The sequence below is a fragment of the Streptomyces sp. NPDC096105 genome, assembly GCF_044763335.1.
Taxonomy (GTDB): Bacteria; Actinomycetota; Actinomycetes; order Streptomycetales; family Streptomycetaceae; genus Streptomyces.
The window spans coordinates 40,852-63,315 of the sequence record NZ_JBIWGC010000007.1; the positions used below are offsets into that span (position 1 = coordinate 40,852).

General features: G+C 74.7%; 25 protein-coding genes and 1 pseudogene. 19 read left to right on the top strand and 7 right to left on the bottom strand.

Going from position 1 to position 22,464, the window contains the following annotated elements; all coding sequences use genetic code 11:
* Together ACIQ8B_RS13780 and ACIQ8B_RS13785 are read left to right on the top strand one after the other, a co-directional pair.
* Window positions 1–459, top strand: a pseudogene (locus ACIQ8B_RS13780) (MBL fold metallo-hydrolase); the annotation flags it as partial.
* Between the two features lie 24 nt (window positions 460–483).
* On the top strand, window positions 484–1,260 hold the full coding sequence (locus tag ACIQ8B_RS13785; protein WP_403546810.1) for an aminoglycoside adenylyltransferase family protein: 777 nt from the start codon (window positions 484–486) through the stop codon (window positions 1,258–1,260).
* Window positions 1,261–1,465: 205 nt separating this feature from the next.
* Here ACIQ8B_RS13785 and ACIQ8B_RS13790 read toward each other — a convergent pair whose 3' ends face one another.
* Window positions 1,466–1,927, bottom strand: a complete 462-nt coding sequence (locus tag ACIQ8B_RS13790) for a pyridoxamine 5'-phosphate oxidase family protein (protein ID WP_403546811.1) — start codon at window positions 1,925–1,927, stop codon at window positions 1,466–1,468.
* Between the two features lie 128 nt (window positions 1,928–2,055).
* On the opposite strand from ACIQ8B_RS13790, the gene ACIQ8B_RS13795 reads away from it, so the two are divergent.
* The 6 genes from ACIQ8B_RS13795 (at window position 2,056) to ACIQ8B_RS13820 (ending at window position 5,605) form a co-directional block, all read left to right on the top strand.
* Window positions 2,056–2,361 (top strand): Scr1 family TA system antitoxin-like transcriptional regulator, encoded by a 306-nt coding sequence (locus ACIQ8B_RS13795; protein WP_403546812.1) that lies wholly within the window; start codon window positions 2,056–2,058, stop codon window positions 2,359–2,361.
* Complete coding sequence (locus ACIQ8B_RS13800; RefSeq protein ID WP_403546813.1) at window positions 2,358–2,549, top strand: DUF397 domain-containing protein; 192 nt, start codon at window positions 2,358–2,360, stop codon at window positions 2,547–2,549. The genes ACIQ8B_RS13795 and ACIQ8B_RS13800 overlap by 4 nt, the downstream gene beginning before the upstream one ends.
* Window positions 2,546–3,196: a hypothetical protein gene (locus tag ACIQ8B_RS13805; RefSeq protein ID WP_290009037.1), complete on the top strand. Its 651-nt coding sequence runs from the start codon at window positions 2,546–2,548 to the stop codon at window positions 3,194–3,196. The genes ACIQ8B_RS13800 and ACIQ8B_RS13805 overlap by 4 nt, the downstream gene beginning before the upstream one ends.
* 58 nt (window positions 3,197–3,254) lie before the next feature.
* A complete protein-coding gene (locus tag ACIQ8B_RS13810; protein ID WP_403546814.1) occupies window positions 3,255–3,677 on the top strand; it encodes an acyl-CoA thioesterase in 423 nt (140 codons plus the stop codon).
* 286 nt (window positions 3,678–3,963) lie between these two features.
* Window positions 3,964–4,848 carry a lysozyme gene (locus ACIQ8B_RS13815; RefSeq protein ID WP_403546815.1) on the top strand — a complete coding sequence of 295 codons (885 nt, stop codon included), beginning with the start codon at window positions 3,964–3,966 and terminating at the stop codon, window positions 4,846–4,848.
* A 103-nt stretch (window positions 4,849–4,951) separates the two neighbouring features.
* Window positions 4,952–5,605, top strand: a complete 654-nt coding sequence (locus tag ACIQ8B_RS13820; protein ID WP_403546816.1) for a peptidoglycan recognition family protein — start codon at window positions 4,952–4,954, stop codon at window positions 5,603–5,605.
* Window positions 5,606–5,740: 135 nt separating this feature from the next.
* Here ACIQ8B_RS13820 and ACIQ8B_RS13825 read toward each other — a convergent pair whose 3' ends face one another.
* From ACIQ8B_RS13825 to ACIQ8B_RS13835, 3 genes are all read right to left on the bottom strand, one after another.
* Window positions 5,741–7,120 (bottom strand): 8-oxoguanine deaminase, encoded by a 1,380-nt coding sequence (locus ACIQ8B_RS13825; RefSeq protein ID WP_403546817.1) that lies wholly within the window; start codon window positions 7,118–7,120, stop codon window positions 5,741–5,743.
* A 237-nt stretch (window positions 7,121–7,357) separates the two neighbouring features.
* Window positions 7,358–7,696, bottom strand: coding sequence for a helix-turn-helix domain-containing protein (locus ACIQ8B_RS13830; RefSeq protein WP_403546818.1), 339 nt, complete (start codon window positions 7,694–7,696; stop codon window positions 7,358–7,360).
* Complete coding sequence (locus ACIQ8B_RS13835; RefSeq protein ID WP_403546819.1) at window positions 7,693–7,932, bottom strand: hypothetical protein; 240 nt, start codon at window positions 7,930–7,932, stop codon at window positions 7,693–7,695. Before ACIQ8B_RS13835 ends, ACIQ8B_RS13830 begins: the two co-directional genes overlap by 4 nt.
* 234 nt (window positions 7,933–8,166) lie before the next feature.
* Between ACIQ8B_RS13835 and ACIQ8B_RS13840 the strand changes: the two genes are divergently transcribed.
* From ACIQ8B_RS13840 to ACIQ8B_RS13860, 5 genes are all read left to right on the top strand, one after another.
* Window positions 8,167–8,403, top strand: coding sequence for a hypothetical protein (locus ACIQ8B_RS13840; protein ID WP_106411784.1), 237 nt, complete (start codon window positions 8,167–8,169; stop codon window positions 8,401–8,403).
* 164 nt (window positions 8,404–8,567) lie between these two features.
* Window positions 8,568–9,248 carry a TIGR04222 domain-containing membrane protein gene (locus tag ACIQ8B_RS13845; RefSeq protein WP_290009024.1) on the top strand — a complete coding sequence of 227 codons (681 nt, stop codon included), beginning with the start codon at window positions 8,568–8,570 and terminating at the stop codon, window positions 9,246–9,248.
* A 418-nt stretch (window positions 9,249–9,666) separates the two neighbouring features.
* Entirely contained in the window at window positions 9,667–10,341 is a 675-nt protein-coding gene (locus ACIQ8B_RS13850; RefSeq protein ID WP_403546820.1) for a hypothetical protein, read from the top strand.
* Window positions 10,342–10,384: 43 nt separating this feature from the next.
* On the top strand, window positions 10,385–10,930 hold the full coding sequence (locus ACIQ8B_RS13855) for a GNAT family N-acetyltransferase (protein ID WP_403546821.1): 546 nt from the start codon (window positions 10,385–10,387) through the stop codon (window positions 10,928–10,930).
* Window positions 10,927–11,409 carry a GNAT family N-acetyltransferase gene (locus tag ACIQ8B_RS13860; RefSeq protein ID WP_403546822.1) on the top strand — a complete coding sequence of 161 codons (483 nt, stop codon included), beginning with the start codon at window positions 10,927–10,929 and terminating at the stop codon, window positions 11,407–11,409. Before ACIQ8B_RS13855 ends, ACIQ8B_RS13860 begins: the two co-directional genes overlap by 4 nt.
* Before the next feature lie 7 nt (window positions 11,410–11,416).
* On the opposite strand, the gene ACIQ8B_RS13865 is transcribed toward ACIQ8B_RS13860, so the two are convergent.
* Window positions 11,417–13,009: an AMP-binding protein gene (locus tag ACIQ8B_RS13865; protein ID WP_290009019.1), complete on the bottom strand. Its 1,593-nt coding sequence runs from the start codon at window positions 13,007–13,009 to the stop codon at window positions 11,417–11,419.
* On the bottom strand, window positions 13,006–14,679 hold the full coding sequence (locus tag ACIQ8B_RS13870) for an AMP-binding protein (RefSeq protein ID WP_403546823.1): 1,674 nt from the start codon (window positions 14,677–14,679) through the stop codon (window positions 13,006–13,008). The genes ACIQ8B_RS13865 and ACIQ8B_RS13870 overlap by 4 nt, the downstream gene beginning before the upstream one ends.
* A gap of 158 nt (window positions 14,680–14,837) precedes the next feature.
* Between ACIQ8B_RS13870 and ACIQ8B_RS13875 the strand changes: the two genes are divergently transcribed.
* The 3 genes from ACIQ8B_RS13875 to ACIQ8B_RS13885 all read left to right on the top strand — a co-directional run bounded on the left by ACIQ8B_RS13875 (window position 14,838) and on the right by ACIQ8B_RS13885 (window position 19,079).
* A complete protein-coding gene (locus ACIQ8B_RS13875; RefSeq protein ID WP_403547101.1) occupies window positions 14,838–15,668 on the top strand; it encodes a response regulator transcription factor in 831 nt (276 codons plus the stop codon).
* A gap of 153 nt (window positions 15,669–15,821) precedes the next feature.
* Window positions 15,822–18,632, top strand: a complete 2,811-nt coding sequence (locus tag ACIQ8B_RS13880) for an ATP-binding protein (RefSeq protein WP_403546824.1) — start codon at window positions 15,822–15,824, stop codon at window positions 18,630–18,632.
* Between the two features lie 303 nt (window positions 18,633–18,935).
* A complete protein-coding gene (locus ACIQ8B_RS13885) occupies window positions 18,936–19,079 on the top strand; it encodes a hypothetical protein (RefSeq protein WP_403546825.1) in 144 nt (47 codons plus the stop codon).
* Window positions 19,080–19,188: 109 nt separating this feature from the next.
* On the opposite strand, the gene ACIQ8B_RS13890 is transcribed toward ACIQ8B_RS13885, so the two are convergent.
* Window positions 19,189–20,307, bottom strand: coding sequence for a winged helix DNA-binding domain-containing protein (locus ACIQ8B_RS13890; RefSeq protein WP_290009013.1), 1,119 nt, complete (start codon window positions 20,305–20,307; stop codon window positions 19,189–19,191).
* Window positions 20,308–20,495: 188 nt separating this feature from the next.
* Between ACIQ8B_RS13890 and ACIQ8B_RS13895 the strand changes: the two genes are divergently transcribed.
* From ACIQ8B_RS13895 to ACIQ8B_RS13905, 3 genes are all read left to right on the top strand, one after another.
* A complete protein-coding gene (locus tag ACIQ8B_RS13895; RefSeq protein ID WP_403546826.1) occupies window positions 20,496–20,912 on the top strand; it encodes a hypothetical protein in 417 nt (138 codons plus the stop codon).
* Between the two features lie 83 nt (window positions 20,913–20,995).
* Complete coding sequence (locus tag ACIQ8B_RS13900) at window positions 20,996–21,925, top strand: polysaccharide pyruvyl transferase family protein (protein ID WP_403546827.1); 930 nt, start codon at window positions 20,996–20,998, stop codon at window positions 21,923–21,925.
* Between the two features lie 62 nt (window positions 21,926–21,987).
* Complete coding sequence (locus tag ACIQ8B_RS13905; protein ID WP_290009007.1) at window positions 21,988–22,329, top strand: DUF3040 domain-containing protein; 342 nt, start codon at window positions 21,988–21,990, stop codon at window positions 22,327–22,329.
* The last annotated feature ends 135 nt before the right edge of the window (window positions 22,330–22,464 follow it).

Below are 22,464 nucleotides of genomic sequence, written 5' to 3' on the forward strand. Positions count from 1 at the left end.
GCCGAGGTGACGTACTGGCATCCCGACAACCTGCACCGCACGCGGTTCGGGCGGGGCAACCAGAACGTGTTCGAGGACAGCGTCCAGCCGGTGATCGACGCGGGACTCGTCACGACCTGGGAGGGCTCCTACGTCATCGACGGCAACCTCCGCCTCGCACCGGCGCCCGGCCACACCCCGGGTTCGTCGGTCGTCCACCTGGAGTCCGGGGGCGACCGGGCGGTCTTCGCCGGGGACCTGCTCCACGGCGCGATCCAGGTCCACGAACCGCACCTGAACAGCTGCTTCGAGGAGGACGAGGAGGGCGCCCGCGCCAGCCGCGCACGGATGTTCGCCTACGCGGCCGACCACCGCGCCCTCGTGTTCCCCGCCCACCTGCCGGGCCAGGGCGCCTTCGAGATCCGCCGCGAGGGCAGCGGCTTCGGGCTCTCCCGCTGGGCGCCGTTCTCCCGTACCTGAGCGTCGCCGGGAGACACTCGTGCGATGGATCAGGTACGAGGAGTCGTGGAGCTCGTCGCCCGTGTGCTGGGCCGGGAGGTCATCGGTGTCTACCTCCACGGCTCCTCCGTGCTCGGCGGGCTCAAGCCGGCCAGTGACGTGGACGTGCTGGTCGTCTCCCGGCGCCGGCTGGACGAGGGGGAACGGCGGCTCCTGCTCAGCGGGCTGCTCCGGATCTCCGGCATGCGGGACGGCGTCCGCCCGGTCGAGCTCACTGTCGTCGTCCAGTCCGAGGTACGCCCGTGGCGGTACCCGCCGACCTGCGACTTCCTCTACGGCGAGTGGCTGCGGGCGGAGTACGGGGCCGGGAAGGTGCCTCGCCCGGAGCCGATGCCCGACCTGGCCCTGCTGATCACCACGACGCTGGCCGGCGACCACCCCCTCACCGGCCGGCCTCCGGCACAGGTCCTCGATCCGGTCCCGCACGCCGACCTGATCCGGGCGAGCGTGGCGGGCATCCCCGGCCTGCTCGACGACCTGGACAGCGACACCCGGAACGTCCTGCTGACCCTCGCCCGCGTCTGGGCCACGCTCGCCACGGGCCGCATTCTGCCGAAGGACGCCGCCGCCGGCTGGGCACTCCCCCGTCTGCCGCCCGAACAGCGCCCCGTCCTCGAACACGCCAGGCAGCTCTATCTCAACTCCTCGTACGCGGAGGAGAGGTGGAGCGAGCCACTGCGCGCGCAGGTGCCTCTCCACGTGGACCACGTGCTCACCGAGATCGGCCGCCTGCACGGGCCGGGGCGATTCACCCTGCGGTAAGGGCCGAGGCCGGCGGCACGGGGGTGGATCCCCTGAAAGCGGTGGACCCCCTCGCCCGGTGGAGGAGAGCCATCTGGTCGCGTCGTTCACCGGCGGACGGAACGGGAACGCATCACCCGGGTCATCACCGGTCTGCAGAGGTCCCGCGCCGCCGCCCGCCCCGACGGGCGGGCGGGCCGTCGGGGCGAAGCCGCCGTCCGGGGGGTCACTCCAGCCACGTTCCGTCGCGCATGACGACTCTTCCGCGCAGTTCCGGCACGCCGCGCCATGCCCGCACGGTCCTCGGAACCACGCGTACGTACAGGTAGGGCTCCTCTTCCGCGCGCGGATCCCATCCGAACTTGGCGGCGAACGCCTCCGCCGCGTCGTCGGGCACCTCGCGGCCGGGGAAGCACTCCGCCTCGCCCTGGAGGAGCACCACGTCGAAGGTGTCCGGCAGCGCCAGACGCACACGCGGCTCCGTGCGGACGTTCCGCACGGTCGCGGACGCGGCACCGGTGCACATCCACACCGCTCGCCCGTCCCACAGGAACCACAACGGCACCTGATGCGGCCCGTGATCAGGGTGAGCCGTCGACAGCCACACGTCCCGCTCGGTGCCGAGCCGCTCGATCACGTCGCGCACGCGCTCCGCCGTACCGCGACGAGCGGCCTCCGTGGGTTCCATGAAGATCGACCTTAGGCGGCGATGCCGCACCACGCCTGAGGCGCGGGACCTACTCCCGGAGACCGAGGGGACCGTCCCGACCGCATGGGACAGAACAACCGGCCCCAGCGGGACCGGCCGGGGTGAGGGTGCCGGGGAGCGGGGGGGCTGCGGTCCGGGCGGGCGTCGGTGACCTCGATTACGGGCGGAACGCCGAGATCCAGGTCCTGCCCCTGGACTCCGAGGACAACGGCGGACTGGACGGTCCCTTCCGCCTGCTGCGGCTCAGGGACGGCGCCACCGTGGGGCACGGCGACATTCAGCTCGTCAGCCGGCTGACCCCGGACCGGCGAGAGATCCAGATCCTCGAACTGCGCTGTGGGATCATCCGGGCACAGGCCCTCACGCCTCGCACGTCACCGACCTACATCGAGAAGCTGCTGGGAGAGACATGACTGCGCAGTCCCGCACGGAGCCGACCTGGCGCGAGAGCAGCTACAGCAACCCCGACGGTGCCGCCTGCGCCGAGGTGGCCACGGCACCCCGCACCATCCACGTCCGCGACTCCAAGCACACAGGCGGCCCCCACCTCACCTTCGCCCCCTGGGCCGCCTTCCTCCCCCACGCCTCCGGACGCCGATGACCCGACCGCCCACCGCCGCCCAGCGCCGGCTGATCGAGGCCGCCGATCCCGGGACCGGGCGTCTCAAGGGGACCGAGGCCCAGCTCACCGCGCTGGTGAAGCGCGGGCTCGCCTTCCGGCATCCTCGGCCGCCGCACGACCACTTCCTCACGCCCGCCGGGCACCGGGTACGCGAGGCCCAGGACGAACCACCCGAGCCGAGCGGGCCGCAGGCCGGGGCTCAGGCGCCCGCCGTCACCGCGGGCGTCTTCAGCGCCCGCGTCGGCGGCGAGGCCGTACCCCCCGCCGAGGGTCCCGCCCGCACGCGGGAGGTCCGCAGCGCCTGGCACGGCATGCTCGAACTGCGCCGCATGACCAACCCCGACGGGTCGACCGACCGGCCCTGCGGCTGGGAGCGCACGCACCTCGTGCAGGCCGCCGCGCTCGCGCTGGAGGCGGCCGGGCACCGGCCGGCGGGAGCGGACGGTGAGGGCGGCTACCGGGTGCGGGACACCCCGCAGCCGGAGGCCGTCGCCGTGTACGCGCCGGACGCCGCCGCGTTGCGGGCCTGCGCACGGACGCTGGAGGGGGCCGGCTGGCAGCCCGGTGAGTACACGGAACCCAGGACGCGGAGGCGCTACCTCCTGGCCTCTCCGCGCCGCGTCTGAGGGGCGTGCCAGGATCGGTGGATCGGGCGACGATCCGGACAGGTGTGAAGGGGACGCAGTGAGCGAGCCGTATTCCGTCCGCGTGACCGTGCGCGGCTACGAGACCGACGTGCAGGGACATCTCAACCAGGCCGTGTACCTGAACTACGCGGAGCACGCGCGCTGGATGCTGCTCCAGGCGGCCGGGATCACCCAGTCCCGCTTGCAGTCGCACGGCGTGGGGCCGGTCGCCCTGGAGACCACCATCCGGTACCGGCGGGAGCTGCTCGCCGGTGACGAGGTGGACGTGAGCTGCGTCTTCGACTGGGGCGGCGGCAAGACCTTCACCATCGAGCAGACCGTCACCAGGACGGACGGCACGGTGGCGGCCGAGATCACGGCCGTGGGCGGTCTGCTGGACCTGGAGCGGCGCAAGCTGGTGGCGAACCCCCAGGACGTCTTCCGCGAGCTGACCGAGGATCCGGCCGCCCTGGGTCTGTAGGGCCGGCGGGCCGTCAGGAGAGGCCTCACCCACCGGGTTCCGGGACACCGGAACCCGGTTTCTGTTTTCATCCGATGAAATTTTCCTCCGTTCGGCTCCCAACTTTCCTGGCAGTCCGCTCCTACAGTGGACCAGACCACCAGAGAAGCAAGGAGACTCTTTACACGCTGTGAATCTACGTGCGTAACTAATGACGCGCGCACGTCAAGAAGCACGTAACTGCCCAGGTGGCAGCGGCCGACGTCACCTCCTTCTCATCCCCACATGTGCCAGGAGGCAAGCCCCCATGCAGGTACTCCCCCACCTCTCCCGCCTCGGCAGACGCACGGCCACCGCGCTCGGCGTCCTCGGCGCCGCACTGGCGCTCACGGCCACGTCCGCCGTCGGCGCGAACGCCGCACCCCAGCCCGACCCGCAGCCCCTCACCGTCAAGCCCGGCCAGGCGTACATGGGTGTCGGCGCCCGCATCCACGAGGGCGTCCCCGCCGCCGAGGAGCCGTCGCGAGGGCTGCTGGCGCCCACCGACGGCGTGCAGGGCATCGACGTCTCGAACTGGCAGGGAAGCATCAACTGGACCTCCGTGCGCAACGCGGGCATCCAGTTCGCCTGGATGAAGGCGACCGAGGGCACCAGCTACAAGGACCCGCGCTTCAACACCAACTACCCCGCCGCGCACGGCGCCGGCGTGATCCGCGGGGCGTACCACTTCGCGCTCCCCAACACCTCCAACGGGGCCACCCAGGCCGCCTACTTCGCGAGCAACGGCGGCGGCTGGTCGCGCGACAACCTCACGCTGCCCGGCGTGCTGGACATCGAGCACAACCCGTACGGGGCGATGTGCTACGGCCTGTCCACGACGCAGATGCGCACGTGGATCAACGACTTCTACACCACGTACAAGGCGCGCACGAGCCGGGACGTCGTCATCTACACGACGGCGAGCTGGTGGAACACCTGCACCGGCAACTGGACCGGCATGTCGGCCAAGAGCCCGCTGTGGGTGGCGCACTGGACCTCCGCCGCGTCGCCGACCATCCCCGCCGGCTTCCCCACCTGGACGGTGTGGCAGTACACCTCGACCGGGTCGGTCCCCGGCATCTCGGGCAACGTGGACCGCAACCAGTTCAACGGGTCCCGCGACCGGCTCCTGGCCCTCGCCAACAACACGTGACGGCCTGACAGTCCCGCACGCACGCGGCCACACGGAGGGGCCGGCCGTCCTCGGACGCCGGCCCTCCCCGTTCCCCCCACCCGTCCTCTCCCGAGGAGTGATCGTGCATCCCAGGAACCTCTTCCGGCGCCGCCTCCTGATCGCCGGCGCGGCCGGACTCGCCGCCGGCGCCGTGCCCGGTGTCGCGCACGCGCGCGGCCACGCCGCCGTGCAGCCGGACATAGACGGCACGAAGGTCTGGGGCGCCCGGGCCCCGCGCGGAACCATCAGCGTCCTGCAGTACCGGCCCAGCCGGATCGTGGTCCACCACACCGTGTCCGACAACTCCGCCGACCACTCCCGCGCCCAGGCGCACGCGCACGCCCACTGGGTGCAGGACCTGCACATGGACGGCAACGGGTGGGTGGACACCGGCTACACCTTCCTGGTCAGCCGCGGCGGCTGGATCACCGAGGGCCGGACCGGCAGCCTCACGGCGCTCGCCGGCGGGCGGACCTTCGTGCTCGGCGCCCACACCTCCGGGCAGAACAGCGCGGCCATCGGCATCGCCTGTGAGGGCGCGTACCACGCGGGCGCGCAGCCGCCCGAGGCGCAGTGGGAGGTCCTGGTGACCCTGTGCGCGTACGCCTGCGACCAGTACGGCATCGCGTCCACGCAGATCTTCGGCCACAAGGACTACGGCTCGACGCAGTGCCCGGGCGTCTACCACGACATGCTGCCGCAGCTCCGCGCGGAGGTGGCGGCGGCCCGGGCCTGACGGAGCACCGCCCGCGCGGTCTCACAGGGCGTCGGCGCCCCCGGCGCCGGCGTGGTGGCCAGGGCGGCGGTGCGGCGGGCGTGGGGTGCCGTCTCCGGGGCGCGCCCCGGGCGCGCCCCGGAGACGTGCGGGGGGTCAGGCGTGCCCGGCGATCCTGGCGAGGCGTCGCGCCTCGGCGCGGGTGGTGCGGGCGACGGCGTCCTCGTCGGCGGTGAGCAGCCGGCCGTTCTCGACGATCTGACGGCCGTTCACGAAGGACGCGGTGACCGGGGCGGCGGCGCCGAACACCAGGGCGGTGACCGGGTCGGCGACGGAGGCGTGGGCGAGGGTGTCCATCCGCCAGAGCACCAGGTCGGCGAGCTTGCCCGGCTCCAGGGACCCGATCTCCGCCGCGCGGCCCAGCACCCGCGCCCCGCCGTGGGTGCCGAGGCGCAGCGCCTGGCGTGCCGTGAGGGCCTTCTCACGGTGCGCGCCGAGGCGGTTGATCAGCAGGGCGTTGCGCAGTTCGGTGTGGAGTTCGCCGGACTCGTTGGACGCGGTGCCGTCCACGCCGAGGCCGACGGGGACGCCGGCCGCGAGCATGTCGGGGACGCGGGCGATGCCGGCGGCGAGGCGGGCGTTGGAGGACGGGCAGTGGGCGACGCCGGTGCCGGTGCGGGCGAAGGCGGCGATGTCGGAGTCGGTCATGTGGACGCAGTGCGCCATCCACACGTCCTCGCCGAGCCAGCCGGTGGACTCGAGATGGTCGGTGGGGCCCATGCCGAACGACTCGTGGCAGAACTTCTCCTCCTCCACGGTCTCCGACCCGTGGGTGTGCAGCCGTACGCCGAGGCGGCGGGCGAGTTCCGCGCCCTGGCGCAGCAGTTCGGTGGAGACGGTGAACGGGGAGCAGGGGGCGACGGCGACCTGGGTCATCGCGCCGGGCGAGGCGTCGTGGTGGCGGTGCACCGTCTCCTCGGTGGCGGCGAGCGCGTCGTCGAGCGTCTCGACCGCGAAGTCCGGGGGCAGCCCGCCGTCCTTCTCGCCGCGGTCCATGGAGCCGCGGGCGAGGGTGAAGCGGACACCCATGTCGCGGGCGGCGGTGGTGATCGCGCCGGAGAGGTCTCCGGAGCCGCGCGGGAAGACGTAGTGGTGGTCCACGGCGGTGGTGACGCCGCCGCGGGCCATCATCGCGAGGGATCCCTGGGCGGCCGCGTGCACCATCGCCTCGTCGATGTGCGCCCAGGTCGGGTAGAGCGCGACGAGCCAGTCGAAGAGGTTGTGGTCGGTGGCCAGGCCCCGGGTGAGCCACTGGTGGAAGTGGTGGTGGGTGTTGACCAGCCCGGGGGTCGCGAGATGGCCGGTGGCGTCGATCCGGCGGGCCACGTCCTCCAGGCCGCCGGGGGCCGGTCCGGGGCCGAGCGACTCGATGCGGTCGCCGGCGAGGACGAGGTGTCCGGTGGCGTACTCGGTGTCGGCCGCGTCGGCGGTGGCGATCGCGCAGTTCTCGATGACCGTGCGCCGGTCTGCTGCCATGGTGCGTCCTTTTCGCGTAAGGGGGGAGGGCACGGCAGGACCCCGGGGGGCGAGTGCCGTGACCGGTGGGGCCGGGTCCGGGTACCCGGCCACGGGTGCCGATGCGGGGGTGCGGCCAGAGGGTGGTGAGGTCCACCGGTGTCCGCGGCTCGCAGCCGTCCCGCAGGACCGTGGCCTCGATCAGGCCGTAGGGGCGGTCGGCGGCGACGTGCACCGCTCCGTCAGGGGTGTCGTTCTTCAGACGGTGAAGCGGCTGACGCCGGGCGCGCTCGCCACGGTCTCCACACCGTGCCGCACGACGAAGGCGCCGCGCGCCTCCAGACCGCGCACGATCTCCTGCTTCGCCTTGCGGTCCGGCTCCGCCGGCGGCATGCCCTCGCGCCGCTCCGGCGCGGCCAGGATGTGGTCGAGGGAGTCCGCGAGCCGCGGCAGCCGTACGGCGACGGCGGCGGCGCCCTCCCAGGGGAGCACCACGTCGTCGGGGCCGGCCTCGTCCGGCGGGATCAGCTCCCCGCCCACCGCGTCGACCAGCGGCTTCACCGCCGCGATGAAGGCGGCCTCGCCGGCCCCGCTCACCGGCCGTCCTCCCCGACCACGTTGATCTGCAGCGAGACGCGGGGGGCGCCGGCGGTCAGGGTGCGGCGCGGCAGGGCGTCCGCGGCGGCCGGCACCGCGTCGGCGCCGCCCTCGGCGGTGTCGCCGAACGGCCCGACGTCCACCGCGTCCAGGCCGGCCGTCTCGACGGCCTCACGCGCCACCACGGCGTGCTCGGGCGCCTCGTCGAGGCCGAAGGGCTCGGCCGTGAACTCCACTCGCAGTCGTACGGGGCCAACCCACCGGCCCCTCGGCCGCCCTTCACCGGCACGGACAATCGCCGGTCAGCGGGAGTATTACTTCGGCCTACGGAAAGCGGCGGAGGGAGCGCGGCCCGACGGGATGCGCGGACCAGTGCCTCACCGGCCGGCCGGCGCGGCGGCCGTCGCCGCGCCCCCGATCCCTCCCCCTCCCGGCGTGCGGATCCGGCCGGTGCGCAGCAGCCTGGGGGCATGGCACATCCGACGGAGCATCCGCACATCGTGGTCCACGCGCCGGCCCTGGACGGCTCCCGGCGGGTCACCTCCGACGACGAGACGCTGGGCATCGCCGCGCACGCCGACGACGTGGGCGAGATTCTGCGCCTGGCCGACCTGTACGTCACCGACGTCGAGGAGACGGACGTCATCGAGTGGCAGGGCGGCGGCCCGGACGACTGGCCGGGACTGTCCGAGCACCACGAGCCGTGAGCCCACCCGTACGGCACCGTCCTCAGGACGGCTGGGGCACCCTCAGATGAACCTCTGAAGACGGCACCCCGAGGCTTGGGCGGGCCCCGCGCGCGGGAACCATTCCCGCACACGGGGCCCGCCGGCACGGGGGCGGCGGGCCCTTTGTCCGAGGGGGTCCTGCCATGACCGACACCGCGCGCGTCCGGGGGACGCCGCACGAGATCGCCCTGCTGGCCGGGGGTCCGCGCGCCGCCGTCACGGTGGCCGTCGTGGCCCTGCACCTGCGCGGAGCCGTCGAGGCGGGCGCGCCGGGGACGGTGAGGGCGGTCGACAACGAGGCGGGGCGGGCGCTGCCGCCGCTGCCGGAGGACGGCGTCCCGGCCGAGTCGCGTGTCCTCCATCTGGAGGGCGCGGTCCACCGGCGCCTGCACGAGCCGTGCGACGTGCCGGAGGCGGCGCGTGACCCGGACGTCCGCTGGATGCTGGCCGAGCTGCGGGTGGGGCTCGCCGACGACGGCATGCTGGGACTGCCGCTGCTGCGTCCGACACGGGCGGCCCGCCGTCGCCTGCACGTGCTGCGCACCGCGTGTCCCGTCCCGGCGAGCCGGGCCGGCCTGTCCGACGAGGCGAAGCTGCTGGCCGTCGCCCTGCACGGCGAGGCGGCCCTGCGCGTCCTCGTCCCCCGCTTCGCCCTGCGCGCGGGCCTCGTCGAACGGGTCCGCCTGCGCCGCAGGCGCCCGCTGCGCCTGTCGTCACGCCACCACGGCAACGGAGGCGGCTGCACGGGCCACCTCTACTGCGGAGGCGGGGGCGGCTGCGGGAGCGGCTGCGGAGGGGGGTGCGGCGGGGGCGGGGGCCACTGAGGCGCCGTGCGAAGGGACCCGGCAGCCCTCGGCCACGGGGGACGCGCCCTCGACATGGCGCGCGAGGGTGCGGCTGGTGCCGCCGGACGCCTTGGGCGCCGCGTGGAACGGGTCGGTCGCCGCACCGGGGACACCGAACGCGACGCGCTCTCGCTCTCGCTCTCGCGGACTCGACCGCCGCGCGGGCAGCCGTCGTCCGAGTCGTGGAGTACTCCTGCCCCGGCTTCCCGGACGCGCACGCCCGTCGCGCCCCGCGATGGACCGCCTCCGTCGACGTCACGACACGGAATGCTTTCTCCGCTGTCCGGAACGGATGTGAGAGCGCTGGGCGGAAGCCGTCGAGAGAGCGGCACAACCGCCGGACACCGGCGCGCGGGAGGAGCACGATGGGTGTGCCTCGAGAACACGGGAGTGGACCATGCCCGAGAGCCTCCCGGTGCGCTGTCCCGCCTGTCGGCGCTCGCACCGCTGCACGGCACCGGCGTACCCCTGCGCCTGCGGTGCGCCCGTCGCCGCGCCGCTGGACCCCGACCGGGTCCCGGCCGCCGTCGGACACCGCTCCTGGCGGGAGGAATGGGTGACCGTGCGCTGCGGCAGCTGCGGCACGCGCGGCGAGTGGCCGCAGCCCGAACTGGGCTGCCCCTGCGGGACGGTGCTGCGCATCCCGGTGGCGGGCGAGCGGACGGGGGCGCCGGCTTCCGGCAGGACGCGGCGGCCCGCCGTCCCGGCTCCGCCGATCCGCACCGCCCGCGACGCGGTCACGGCCGCCGTGCTGTACCTGCGCCGCCTCGGTCACGACGACATCCGGCGCGCGGACCAGCGGCCGACGTCCGGCATCGGGCTGGCGGGCCGGAGCGTGCTGGCCCAGCTCGACCCCTCGGCGCGGCCGGCGACCCCGCGGGACGTGGAGTGCCTGTGGCTGACCGCCATGACGGAGTCCGCGGCCTGCCTGTACTTCTCCCTCGCCGGCTACACCGAGGAGGCCCGCGCCCGCGCCGACGCCCTGGACGTCCCGCTGTTCGTCCTCGGCCCTTCGGGCGCCGCCCGCCCGGAGAACGCCCCGGCCGTGACGCTGGACGCGGGCGCGTCCTGAAACTCGGACGACGCGCGGGCCGGGCGCGTCCGATACTCGTCGGATGCGCATCCGTCCCGCCGCCCCCGGCGACCTGCCCGCCCTCCAGGACATCGAACGGGCGGCCGGCGCGCCGTTCCGCGGCCTCGGCATGCCGGAGATCGCCGACGACGCACCGCCCGCCCTGGACGTGCTGGAGCGCTACCGGACGGCGGGCCGCTGCTGGGTCGCGGCCGGCGAGGGGGACGGCCGGCCCGTCGCGTATCTGATCGCCGAGCCGGTGGACGGCGCCCTCCACGTGGAGCAGGTGTCCGTCCACCCGGACGCGGCCCGCCGGGGCGTGGGCCGCGCACTGCTCGCCCACGCCGCCCGCCGGGCCCGCGAGGAGGGCCTGACCGCCCTGACCCTGGCCACCTTCACCGACGTCCCGTGGAACGCCCCGTACTACGCCCGCCTCGGCTTCCGCCCCCTGTGCGAGCCCGGCCTCACCCCGGGCCTGCGCCGCATCCGCACCGAGGAGGCCGCCCACGGCCTCGACCGGTGGCCACGCGTGTGCATGCGGCTCGAACTGCCGCAGGGCGACGAGACGTTCGGCAGACTGTCACGATGACGATCAGAGCGGCACGCGCGCACGACTTTCCCGGATTCCTCGGCCTGGCGGCCCAGGTGGAGCAGTGGTTCGGGCCGATGGTCGAGGAGCCCGGATTCCACGACGCCGTGCGCGAGCACATCGACGGCCGGGACGGCCGGGACGGCCGCGCGGCGCTCGTCGCCCCCTCCTCCGGGCCGGACCTCCTCGGCGGGCTGCTGTTCGGGACGGAGGGGCCGACGTACCACGTGCACTGGCTCGTCGTCTCCCGACGGGCCCGCGGCACGGGCGTCGGGCGTGCCCTGATGGAGGAGGCGGTGCGCCGCTGGGTGCGCGGACCCGGCGAGATCGAGGTGGTCACCTTCGGGGGCGACCACCCCGGTGCCGTCGCCGGCGGCGCCCGCGTCTTCTACGAGCGGCTCGGCTTCACCCCCGCCGAGGCCGCCGCTCCGGGGCCGGAGGGCGGCTCCCGGCAGGTGTTCCGGCGGACGGTCGGCTGAGCGGGGCTCAGCCCGTCGCGTACCGCTCGCGGAGTTCGATCTTGCGGACCTTGCCCGAGACGGTCATCGGGAAGGACTCCAGGAGTTCGAGGCGGCTCGGCACCTTGTAGTGGGCCAGGCGGCCGTCGCAGTACGCCTTCAGCTCGTCCAGGGTGAGCGGGTCGGCCGGGTCGCGGGGGACGACGCAGGCGAGGACCTCCTCGCCGTAGCGTTCGTGCGGGACCCCGACGACCTGGACGTCCGCGACCTTGGGGTGGCCGTGGAGGAACTCCTCGATCTCACGCGGGTAGATGTTCTCCCCGCCCCGGATGATCATGTCCTTGATGCGGCCGACGATCTCCACGTAGCCGTCGTCGCGCATCACCGCGAGGTCGCCGGTGTGCATCCAGCGGCCCCGGTCGATCGCCTCGGCGGTCTTCTCCGGCTCGTCCCAGTAGCCGAGCATCACGCTGTAGCCGCGGGTGCACAGCTCGCCGGAGGCGCCGCGCTCCACGGTGACGCCGGTGGCCGGGTCGACGATCTTCACCTCGATGTGCGGCAGCACCCGGCCGACGGTGCCGGTGCGGTGCTCCAGGTCGTCGTCCATGCGCGTCTGCAGGGACACCGGGGAGGTCTCCGTCATGCCGTAGCAGATGGAGACCTGTTCCATGTGCATCTCGGCGACCACCCGCTTCATCACCTCCACCGGGCACGGCGAGCCCGCCATGATGCCGGTGCGCAGGGAGGTGAGGTCGTACGAGGCGAAGTCGGGCAGGTTCAGCTCGGCGATGAACATCGTCGGCACGCCGTACAGCGAGGTGCAGCGCTCCTGCTGGACCGCGCGCAGGGTGGCCGCCGGGTCGAAGGACGGGGCGGGGATGACCACGCAGGCGCCGTGCGAGGTGGCCGCCAGATTCCCCATCACCATGCCGAAGCAGTGGTAGAAGGGCACCGGGACGCACACCCGGTCCTGCTCGCTGTAGGCGATCAGCTCACCCACGAAGTAACCGTTGTTGAGGATGTTGTGGTGGGAGAGGGTGGCGCCCTTGGGGAAGCCGGTGGTGCCCGAGGTGTACTGGATGTTGACGGGGTCGTCGCAGGACAGCTCCGGCCAGACGGGGTCCGGGGTGGCGCGGGCGGTCAGCGCGTCCCAGCCGGGGTCGCCGATGTACACGACCTCCCGCAGCTCGGGGCATCTGCCGCGCACCTCCTCCGCCATGGCCCGGTAGTCGCTGGTCCTGTGGCTGACGGAGGCGATGAGCAGCCGGACGCCGGACTGCTTGAGGACGTACTCCACCTCGTGCGTGCGGTACGCCGGGTTGATGTTCACCAGGATCGCGCCGATGCGGGCGGTGGCGTACTGTGCGAACACCCACTCGGGGCAGTTGACCGCCCAGATGCCCACCCGGTCGCCCTGGGCGATCCCGGAGTTGAGCAGGGCGGACGCCAGCTGATCGACCTGCGCGCCGAATTCGGCGTAGGTCCAGCGCCGTCCGGACGGGACGTCGACGAGGGCCTCGCGGTCGGGCCAGGCGGCGACCGTGCGGTCCAGGCCGGCGCCGATGGTGTCACCGAGCAGGGCCGTCCCGCTGGTGCCGTGGCTGTAGGAGAGCGCGGTCACCGGAAGTCCTCCTCGCGGTACTCGTGGTCCGAACCGGCCGCCGTCGCCTCGCGCAGTTCGATGCGGCGGATCTTGCCGGAGACGGTCTTGGGCAGCTCGCCGAACTCCAGCCGGCGGACGCGCTTGTAGGGGGCCAGCGTCTGCCGGGAGTGCTCGAAGAGCACCTTCGCGGTGTCGGGGCCGGGCTCCCAGCCCTCCGCGAGCACGACGTACGCCTTCGGCACGGCCAGCCGCAGCTCGTCCGGCGCGGGCACCACGGCCGCCTCGGCGACCGCCTCGTGCTCCAGCAGCGCGCTCTCCAGCTCGAACGGGCTGATCTTGTAGTCGGACGCCTTGAACACGTCGTCCGCGCGCCCGACGTAGGTGAGGTAGCCGTCCTCGTCGCGGGCGCCGATGTCGCCGGTGCGGTAGTAGCCGCCCGCCATCGCCTCCGCCGTGCGTTCCGGGTCGCCGTGGTAGCCCGTCATCAGGCCCACGGGCCGCTCGGACAGGTCGAGCGCGATCTCGCCCTCCGTCGCGCCGGGCGCTCCCGAGACGGGGTCGAGGAGTTCGACGCGGTAGCCGGGGCTGGGGCGGCCCATGGAGCCGGTCTTGAGGAGCTGGCCGGGGCTGTTGGAGACCTGCACGGCGGTCTCGGTCTGCCCGAAGCCGTCCCGGATGGTGACGCCCCAGACGCGCCGCACCTGGTCGATGACCTCCGGGTTCAGGGGTTCGCCCGCGGCGACGACCTCGCGGGGCGGGGTGCGCAGCCGGCCCAGGTCGGACTGGATGAGCATGCGCCACACGGTGGGCGGGGCGCAGAAGGTGGTGACGCCCGCCTTGTCCATCTCGGCCAGCAGCCGGGGCGCGTCGAAGCGGGTGTAGTTGTGCAGGAAGACGGTCGCCTCGGCGTTCCACGGGGCGAACAGGTTGGACCAGGCGTGCTTGGCCCAGCCGGGCGAGGAGATGTTGAGGTGCACGTCGCCGGGGCGCAGGCCGATCCAGTACATGGTCGCCAGGTGCCCGATCGGGTACGACGTGTGGGTGTGCTCCACCAGCTTGGGGCGGGCGGTGGTGCCTGACGTGAAGTAGAGCATCAGCGGGTCGTCGGCGAGGGTCGGCCCGTCGGGCGCGAACCCGTCGGCGGCGCCGTACGCGTCGGCGTACGGCAGCCAGCTCCCGCCGGGCTCCTCCCCCACCGCGATGCGGGTGTAGTCGCCGGGCACCTCGTCGAACTTCGCGGCGTCCGCGGAGCGCGCGATGACATGGCGGACCCGGCCGCGGCCGACGCGGTCGCGCAGGTCGGAGGGGCCGAGCAGCGGGGTGGCCGGGATGACCACGGCGCGCAGCTTCATCGCGGCCAGGGCGGTCTCCCACAGCTCCGCCTGGTTGCCGAGCATCACCAGCACCCGGTCCTCGGCGGCCACGCCCCGCTCCCGCAGCCAGTTCGCGAGCCGGTCGGAGCGGCGGGACAGGCCGGCGAAGGACAGCCGCGTCTCCCGGCCGTCCTCCTCGGCCAGGTGCAGGGCCGTGCGGTCATTGCCGTCGGCGATCACGTCGAACCAGTCCAGGGCCCAGTTGAACCGGTCGGGCCGGGGCCAGGCGAAGTCCCGGTAGGCGGTGGCGTAGTCCTCGCGGTGTTCCAGCAGGAAGTCCCGGGCCCTGCGGAACTGCTCCGTCCCCGTCGTCATGCGTCCTCCTCGGTGCCGGACCTTGCCGGGCGGCTCACCGCCATCGTGTAATCCGTGATGCAGGTCTCACTACCCCCGAACGGGGGTGTGCGCCCGCACAGGGGCCGCGGTGAAGGGGCGATCAGGTGACAGCAGACCCGACGGGGACGGGCGGGGCGGTGGAGATCCGGGGCGCGCTGGCCCGGCTGCGGCGTGCGACGGGGCTGCCGGTGGCGTTCGGCGGGCTGGTGGAGCCGGGGCGCCGGCAGGTGCGGATCAGCGAGCTGAGCGGCACCGCCACCCCGGCGCTCAGCTCGCTCGCGGTGACCCCGGGCAACGGCCTGGGCGGCAAGGCGGTGGCGCTCGCCCGGCCGTGCGCGGTGACGGACTACTCCGTCTCCCGGCAGATCAGCCACGAGTACGACGCCCCGGTCGCCGCCGAGGGCCTGCGCGCCGTGGTGGCCGTGCCCGTCGTCGTACGGCGGCGGGTGCGGGCGGTGCTGTACGGGGCGCTGCGCGCGGCCCGGCCGCTCGGTGACCGCACCCTCGGGGAGGCGGTGCAGGTCGCGCGGGACGTCGAGCAGGCCCTGCTGGTGCGGGAGGAGGCGGCGGAACTGCTGGTGGCGGCCGGCCCCGCGCCCGAGCCGGGGGCGGATGCGCGGTGGGAGCCGGGGGCGGGGGCGCACCGCGAGCGGGTGCGGGAGGCGCACGCGGCGCTGCGGGCGCTGGCCCCGCGGATCGCCGACCCCGCGCTGCGGGCGGAGCTGCTGGAGGCGTGCGCCCTGCTCACCGCGCGGGAGGCGCCGTCCGGGGCGGTGCGGCTCGCGCCCCGGGAGGTGGACGTCCTGGCCTGCGTCGCGGCGGGGGCGACGAACGGGGCGGCCGGCGAGCGGCTGGGGCTGACGGCCGAAACCGTCAAGGCGTATCTGCGGTCCGCGATGCGGAAGCTGGGGGCGCGGACCCGGGGCGAGGCGGTGGTCGCCGCCCGCAGGGCCGGGTGGTTGCCGTAGATTCGCGGTGTTCTCCCCCGGACGGCATGAGTACGAGTACACCTTTGATGTACAGGTGATCGGAACGTTGTCCTTTGCCTCACTCCACCGTCCGCCGGAATTGAGGACCCTGTTGCCTAATATTGGCCAGGACACGCCACACGGAGGGGAGCGGTGACCGTGCGACGGGACGACAAGGAGCCTGCCAGGTACCGCCCCGACCTGGTCATCGGCCGGGACGAGCTGTTCGCCGACGCCAGGGCGCAGCTCGCGCGCGGCGGCAGCGTGCTGCTCCACGGTCCCGCCGGAATAGGAAAATCGACCGTGCTGCGGGCACTCGCGGCGGAAAACGCGGCGGCGGCCTCCCGTGTGCTGCGCTGCTCCGCCACGGAGTCCGAATCCCATCTGCCGTTCCTCGCGCTGGCCGACCTGTTCGGGCTGGTGCTGGACGAGGTGTCCCCCCGGCTGCCCGCCGCCCAGCGCACCGCGCTGGAGTCGGCGCTCACCGGGCGCGGCGAGTCCACCCTCCAGCGGGACGGCCTCGCCCTGCGGCTCGCGGTGCTGTCCACGCTGCGCGCGCTGTCCGCCGAGGGCCCCGTCCTCGTGGTCGCCGACGACCTCCAGTGGCTCGACCCGGCCAGCGCCGAACTGCTCGGCTTCGCCGCCCGCCGGCTGGGCGACAGCCCGGTGCGCGTGCTGTGCGCGGTGCGCACCGAGGGCGAGGAGTACGACCGTCATCTGCGCGCCTGCCCGCCGGACACGCTGGCCGTGCGGCTGGGCCCGTTCTCCCGCACCCAGGTGTCCGCGCTGCTCGACCACCGCGGCTACACCAGCCTGTCCCGCTCCACCGTCCGGGACATCCACCGCACCAGCGGCGGCAACCCGCTGTTCGCGCTGGAACTCGGCCGCGCCCTCGCGGAGAGCCCCACCCGGCCCCGGCCCGGCGAGCCGCTGCCGGTGCCGACCTCGCTGCGGGCGCTGGTCCTCAGCCGCCTGGAGATGCTGTCCGACGAGGCCCGCCGCACCCTGCTGGTGGCCAGCGCCGGCGCCCGTCCCACCCTGGCCCTGCTGCACGCGGCCGGCCGGGACAACGCGGAGGCGGAGACCGCGCAGGCCGCCTCCCTGGGGCTGCTCATCACGGACCCCGAGGACCCGGCGCTGCGCTTCACGCATCCCCTGATCTCCGCCGCCCTCTACGCGGAGGCCCCGGCGCGGGAGCGGAGGGCCGCGCACACGGCGCTGTCCACGGCGGCCTCCGACCCGATCGAACGCGCCCGGCACCTGGCGCTCGCCGCCACCGGCCCCGACCCGGAGGTGGCGGCCCGGCTGGCCGAGGCCGCCGCGATGGCCCGCGACCGCGGGGCGCCGTCGGTCGCCGCCTCCCTGGGGCTGCTCGCCGCCCGGCACACCCCCGCCGACGGCACGCCCGCCCCCGACGAGCGGCGGCTGCAGGCCGCCGAGGACGCGATCACCGCCGGCGAGGTCGACCTGGCCCGGGACATCGCCCGCGAGGTGCTGACCCGGGCGACGGCGCCGGCCGAGCGGGTGCGGGCGTGGATGGTGGTCATCGAGGCGGCCGGGCAGGCGCTCGGCGAGGTCGACGCGGTGTTCCCGCAGGTGCTCGCCGACGCCGGCGACGACCCCCGGCTGCTCGCCCTGGTCCACTACCAGCTCGCCTGGCGCGAGGTGGTGGTCAACGGCGACTTCGCGAAGTCCCGGCAGGAGGCCGCGCACGCGGCGGAACTGGCCGCGCGCGGCGGGGACCGGCGCACCGAGCTGATGGCGCTCGCCTTCCAGTCGTCCACCGAGACCCTGATGGGCCACCCCGACGCCCCCGCCACCATCCGGCGCGCGCTCCAGGAACCCCAGGACCCCGACGTCGCCAGCCACCACAACGGCGCCGCGATGGCCCGGTTCCGCTGGCTGCTGATGAGCGACCAGCTCCCCGAGGCCCGTACGGCCATCACCGCGCTGCTGCGGGAGGCGCGGCGGCGCGGCATGGTCGAGAGCGAGGTGCACTTCTCCCGGCTGCTCGCCGACACCGAACTGCGCTTCGGGCACTGCGGGCGCGCCCTCGACCTGGCCGGGGAGAGCCTGCGGCTGGCCCGGGACTCCGGCATCGGCGAGAGCGCGTCCGCCATGCTCGCCTCCGTCGCGGAGGCGTCCGGCGGGGACGTGGACCGGGCGCTGGCCCTGGCGCGCGAGTCCGCCGACCACGCCGAGGTGGACGGCGACCAGCTCTACCTCTCCCTGGCCCTGGCGGCCCTGGGCTACGCGCAGCTGGTGTCCGGGGACGCGCAGGCCGCGGTGCGCTCGCTGCGCCGGGTGTGCGAGCTGGAACAGGGCATGGGCATCATCGACCCGGCGCGCGGCCGCTGGCAGGGCGACCTCGCCGAGGCGCTGGTGCGGATCGGCGAGCCCGGCGAGGCGCAGGAGCTGATCAACGTCACCCGGGTGCACGCGCTGCGGCTGAACCGGGCGGGCGTGCTGGCGGTGCTGGACCGCGCCGAGGCGCTGGTGCGCGCGGCGCGCGGTGAACACCAGCCCGCCATCGCCCAGTTGACGTCGGCGCAGGAACGCCTGGCCAAGCTGGGTTACGGCCTGGAGGAGGCGCGGGCCGCCTTCGCGCGGGCCCGGCTGCGCTCCCGCGGGCCCGGTCCCGCCGGGTACGACGAGGCGGCCCGGCTGTTCCGGCGGTGCCGCGCGCTGCCGTGGCTGCGGCAGGTGGACGAGGCCGTGGCGGCGGGACCGGCGGAGGCGGAGCCGGTGCCCGCGGCGACCCCGGCCGCGCTGGACGGGCTGGCCTCGATGGAGCGCCAGGTCGCCGCGCTGGTCATGGAGGGGGCGACCAACCGGGAGATAGCCGGGCGCCTGTTCATCAGCGTCAAGACCGTCGAGGCGACGCTCACCCGGGTCTACCGCAAGCTCGGCATACGCTCCCGCGTGGACATCGTGCGGCTCGCGGCGGGGCGCCGGGCGCCGTAGGTGACGCCCCGTGACCCGGGTCACGGGGCTTTCGCGACCCGGGTCACGACGGGGGCCGTCGCCCCGTGCCGCGAGGGCCTTCCGAGGGCGCCGTCATCGGCCGGGCCGGCCGGAAACGGGCCGGTCCGCGCCCGGCGACCGAGGGTTTTCCCTGTCCGGCTCCCTTAGGGGGTTCCCTCATTGGGACGGCTCCCGGACCGGTTCTAGCGTGTGACACGTGCCGATCGCCCGGGCACATCGGAACCACCCCCGATGCCCGGCCCCCCACCCCGTGCGACCCCCACCGGCCACTGGAGGAGACCCATGTCAGGGCTCACCCGCACCGAGCCGTCCGCTCCCGGACGCGCCACCGCCGCCGCGACCGCACCGGTCTCCTTCTCCCCCGTCCTCCCCGCCGCGGGCCGTGCCGCCGCCGCACCGCGCCGCCGCCCGGGGACGGCCCCATGATTTCCTGAGCACTCCTCAGGTCACGACCAGGGGGCGTTGCGGGCTTCCACGAGCAGCCCGCAACGCCCCCTGTCCAACGCCCTCAGGTGTCCGCCGGGCTCCTGCGGGCTCAGCCCCGCACCGTCCCGAAGCGGATGTCGTACGCCGTCCCCGGGTGCAGCACCCCGAGCATCCGCTCCGCCTCGGCCGTGATCCCCGCCCGTCGCGTCCGGTCGAGCCGCCCGAACGGCTCGATCACCAGGGCGTCGTCGTCCAGGCGCCACAGTCCCGCCAGGAAGCCGTCCACGAGCAGGGTGCGGTAGGCGATGTTCCCCTGCCGGTGCCGGCCCTTCAGCTCGGGCGGCACGACGCGGGTGCGGTCGGCGTGGGAGAGCAGCAGGTTGTCGAACTCGGGCAGGAAGCGGGGCGGGGCCGGGGTGTCCGGGCCGGGGCGGGGTGCGTCGGGGAGGTCGAAGAGTTCGGTGCCGGTCTCGTCACGGAAGGTGACGAGCCGGGGCCGCAGGCGCTCGAACGCCTCACGGAGCCGGGTGAGTCCCGCCCAGGTCTGCATGTCCTTCACGGACGCGGGACCGAAGGCGGCGAGGTAGCGCAGCACGGTGCCGTCCGGGGCCGGCGCGGGCTCGGCGGGGCGGCCCAGCCAGTGCTCGGCGGTGGTCAGCCGGACCTGGCCGCTGCGGCCCCACAGCCCGCGCGGGGTGACCTGCACCAGCGGCAGCGTGCAGCGGGCGGCGACGGCGAGGGCCTGCGGGTCGGCGTCCGGCCAGTCCTCCCGCAGCGCCTCGCGCAGCTCCTTCATGGTGCGCGGCTCCTCCTCGACGAGGGCGCGGGCGCGGGCCGCGAGGCGGTCCAGGCCGACGCCGGCGAGTCCCGCGCGGAAGTGGCGCAGCTCCCGGTCGCGGGCGGCCTGCACCAGGGGCCGCAGGGTCAGGCAGTCGTCGGCGGTGTGGGTGTGGATGGTCGAGCGCAGAGTGACGATGCGGACCGCCTCGCGGTCGGCCATGGGCCGGGACAGCGCCTCCGGGGTGAAGCCGTCGAGACGGGCGGCGAGGGCGTGGTAGGGCGGCTTGACGTTCTGCGCCTGGAGGCCGACCAGGTGCTCGACGGCGGCCGTCGCGGACATCGGGGAACGGCTCAGCAGCAACTGCCGTGCCAGGGTCGCCCGGTTCAGCGCGCGGGGGCCGAGGACGGGCTGCGACGGCGGGGCGGTGGTCCGCTTCGACTTCGTCATGGGAGTCACGCTAGCGAGGCAGTAGGCCGGATTCCGTCCGCTTTCCCCGCTCCGGACAGCACCGGGACAGCCGTCTCCTTCCTGGACGGAACGCGGCGAGGTGTAACGCCGTGGCACTCCGCGGCGCTGACTGTCTGGGGCCGGACTCCGGCCCCGGCAGAACGTCCCCCCACGAAGGAAAGACCCCCATGACTTCCTCCGCCCCCTCCCCCGACGGCCTTCCGGTCTACGACAGTCTCGTGCGTGAGCGCGGTGACGTCGTGGCCGAGGTCCGCGAGGTGGCCGAGCGGACCCAGCTCGAGGTCCGCCAGGCACTGGCGGGCACCGTCCGTCCCCGGCAGCCGCAGGCCGGCCTGCGTCAGCAGCAGGGCCCCGGCGGCCCGCGTCATCCGCAGGGGGGTCCGCGTCAGCCGCAGGGCGGGACCCGTCAGCCGCAGGAGTCCGGACTGCCGCAGGGGCGAGGCCAGGGTCATGGGCAGCCGCAGGGCGGCGCTCCGCAGGGTCCGGGTCCCCGTCGGCAGGAGAGCGATCTTCGGCAGGAAAGCGGTCCTCGCCAGGACGATGCCCCGCAGCAGCAGGAGGAGCGGCGGCCCGACGCCGGCTGATCGCCGGCCGGTGGCGCTGACCGTCGGCCGCTGATCCCGGGCGCGCCGATTGCCTCCCCGGCGGGCGGGGCACTCGGGGCGCCGTGCACCGGGAACGCCGTACGGGACCGCGCAGGGTCCTGCTGACCGGGTGGTTCAGCTTCCGCGACGGGGAGGCGACCGCCGGGGACGTGCTGGCCCTGCGCCGGGTCGAGACGGTCCTGCGCGGGTCCGGCACACCGTACGACGTCGTCTGGAGCCCCGGCTTCCGGCCGGACGCGCTGCACTTCGACGACGTACGGCCCCACGACTACTCGCACCTCGTGTTCGTGTGCGGGCCGCTGCACGGGACGCAGGTGGAGGAGCTGCACCGGCGGTTCGCGCGCTGCGTGCGGATCGCCGTCGGGACATCGGTGATCGACCCCGAGGGACCGGCGGTCACCGGCTTCCACCGGATCCTGGCGCGGGACGCGCCCGGCAGCGAACCCACCGAGGACCTGGCGGCCCGCGCCCCCGCGATGCCGCCGCGGCCGGTGGTCGGGGTGATCCTCACCCACGGGCAGCACGAGTACGGGGCGCAGCGGCGGCACGGAGAGGTCGCCGAGCGGGTGACGCGCTGGCTGGCGGGGAAGGACTGCGCCCGTCTCGAGCTGGAGACCCGGCTGGACACCCGGGACTGGCACCTGAGCGCGACACCGGCGCAGGTGCAGTCGGTGCTCGCGCGGCTCGACCTGGTCGTCACCGACCGTCTGCACGGGCTGGTGCTGGCCCTGCGGGCCGGCACACCGGCGCTCGCGGTGGACCCGGTGGCGGGCGGCGCGAAGGTGACGGCGCAGGCGCGGGCCTGCGGATGGCCGGCGCTGCTGGCGGCGGAGCGGGTGGACGAGCGGCAGCTCGAGCGGTGGTGGGACTGGTGCCTGACCTCGGGCCGGGTGGCCGCGCGGCAGGCCCGCGAGACGTTCCGCGAGGGCCGGCTGCCCGACGGGGCGGACCGTCTGCTGGAGGCGCTGACGTCCCGCGCCGACACCGGTTAGGGCGCACGTCCGCCGGGCACCCGGACGTCGCTTCCACCCTGGCGCTCGTTGGAGGAGAGACGGTGTCCCTCGGTCGGCTCCCTGAGCATGAACAGCACGTCCTCGACGAGATCGAGCGGTCGCTGCGGCGCGATCGCCGGCTCAACCGGCTGCTGCGGCGTCATCGCGTCCGCCGCGGCCCCGACCTGAAGCGGTTCCTGGGCCGGGTGGCCCGCTGCAACCCGCGCGGACGGACGGTCGCCCTCCTGCTCGCGGTGTCGGTGACCGTGATGGTGACCGGCATCGTCACCTCGGCGCCGTGGGCGCTCTGGACGTTCGCCGCGGTGTGGCCGGTGACGCTGTTCGCGGCGTTCCGGCTGCTGTGCCGCTGGTCGGGCGACGGGGAGCCGCCGGACGGGCGGTAGGTGTTCCGGGGGCGGCGGAGCACCCGGCCGGGCGGGGCGCCGGCACCTCACGGGTGGGGTCGCACGGGCCGTGCGCGACGGGACGCCCGCGCGCACGCGGGCCCGGGGCGAAGCACCCCCCGCGACAGGTCCGGC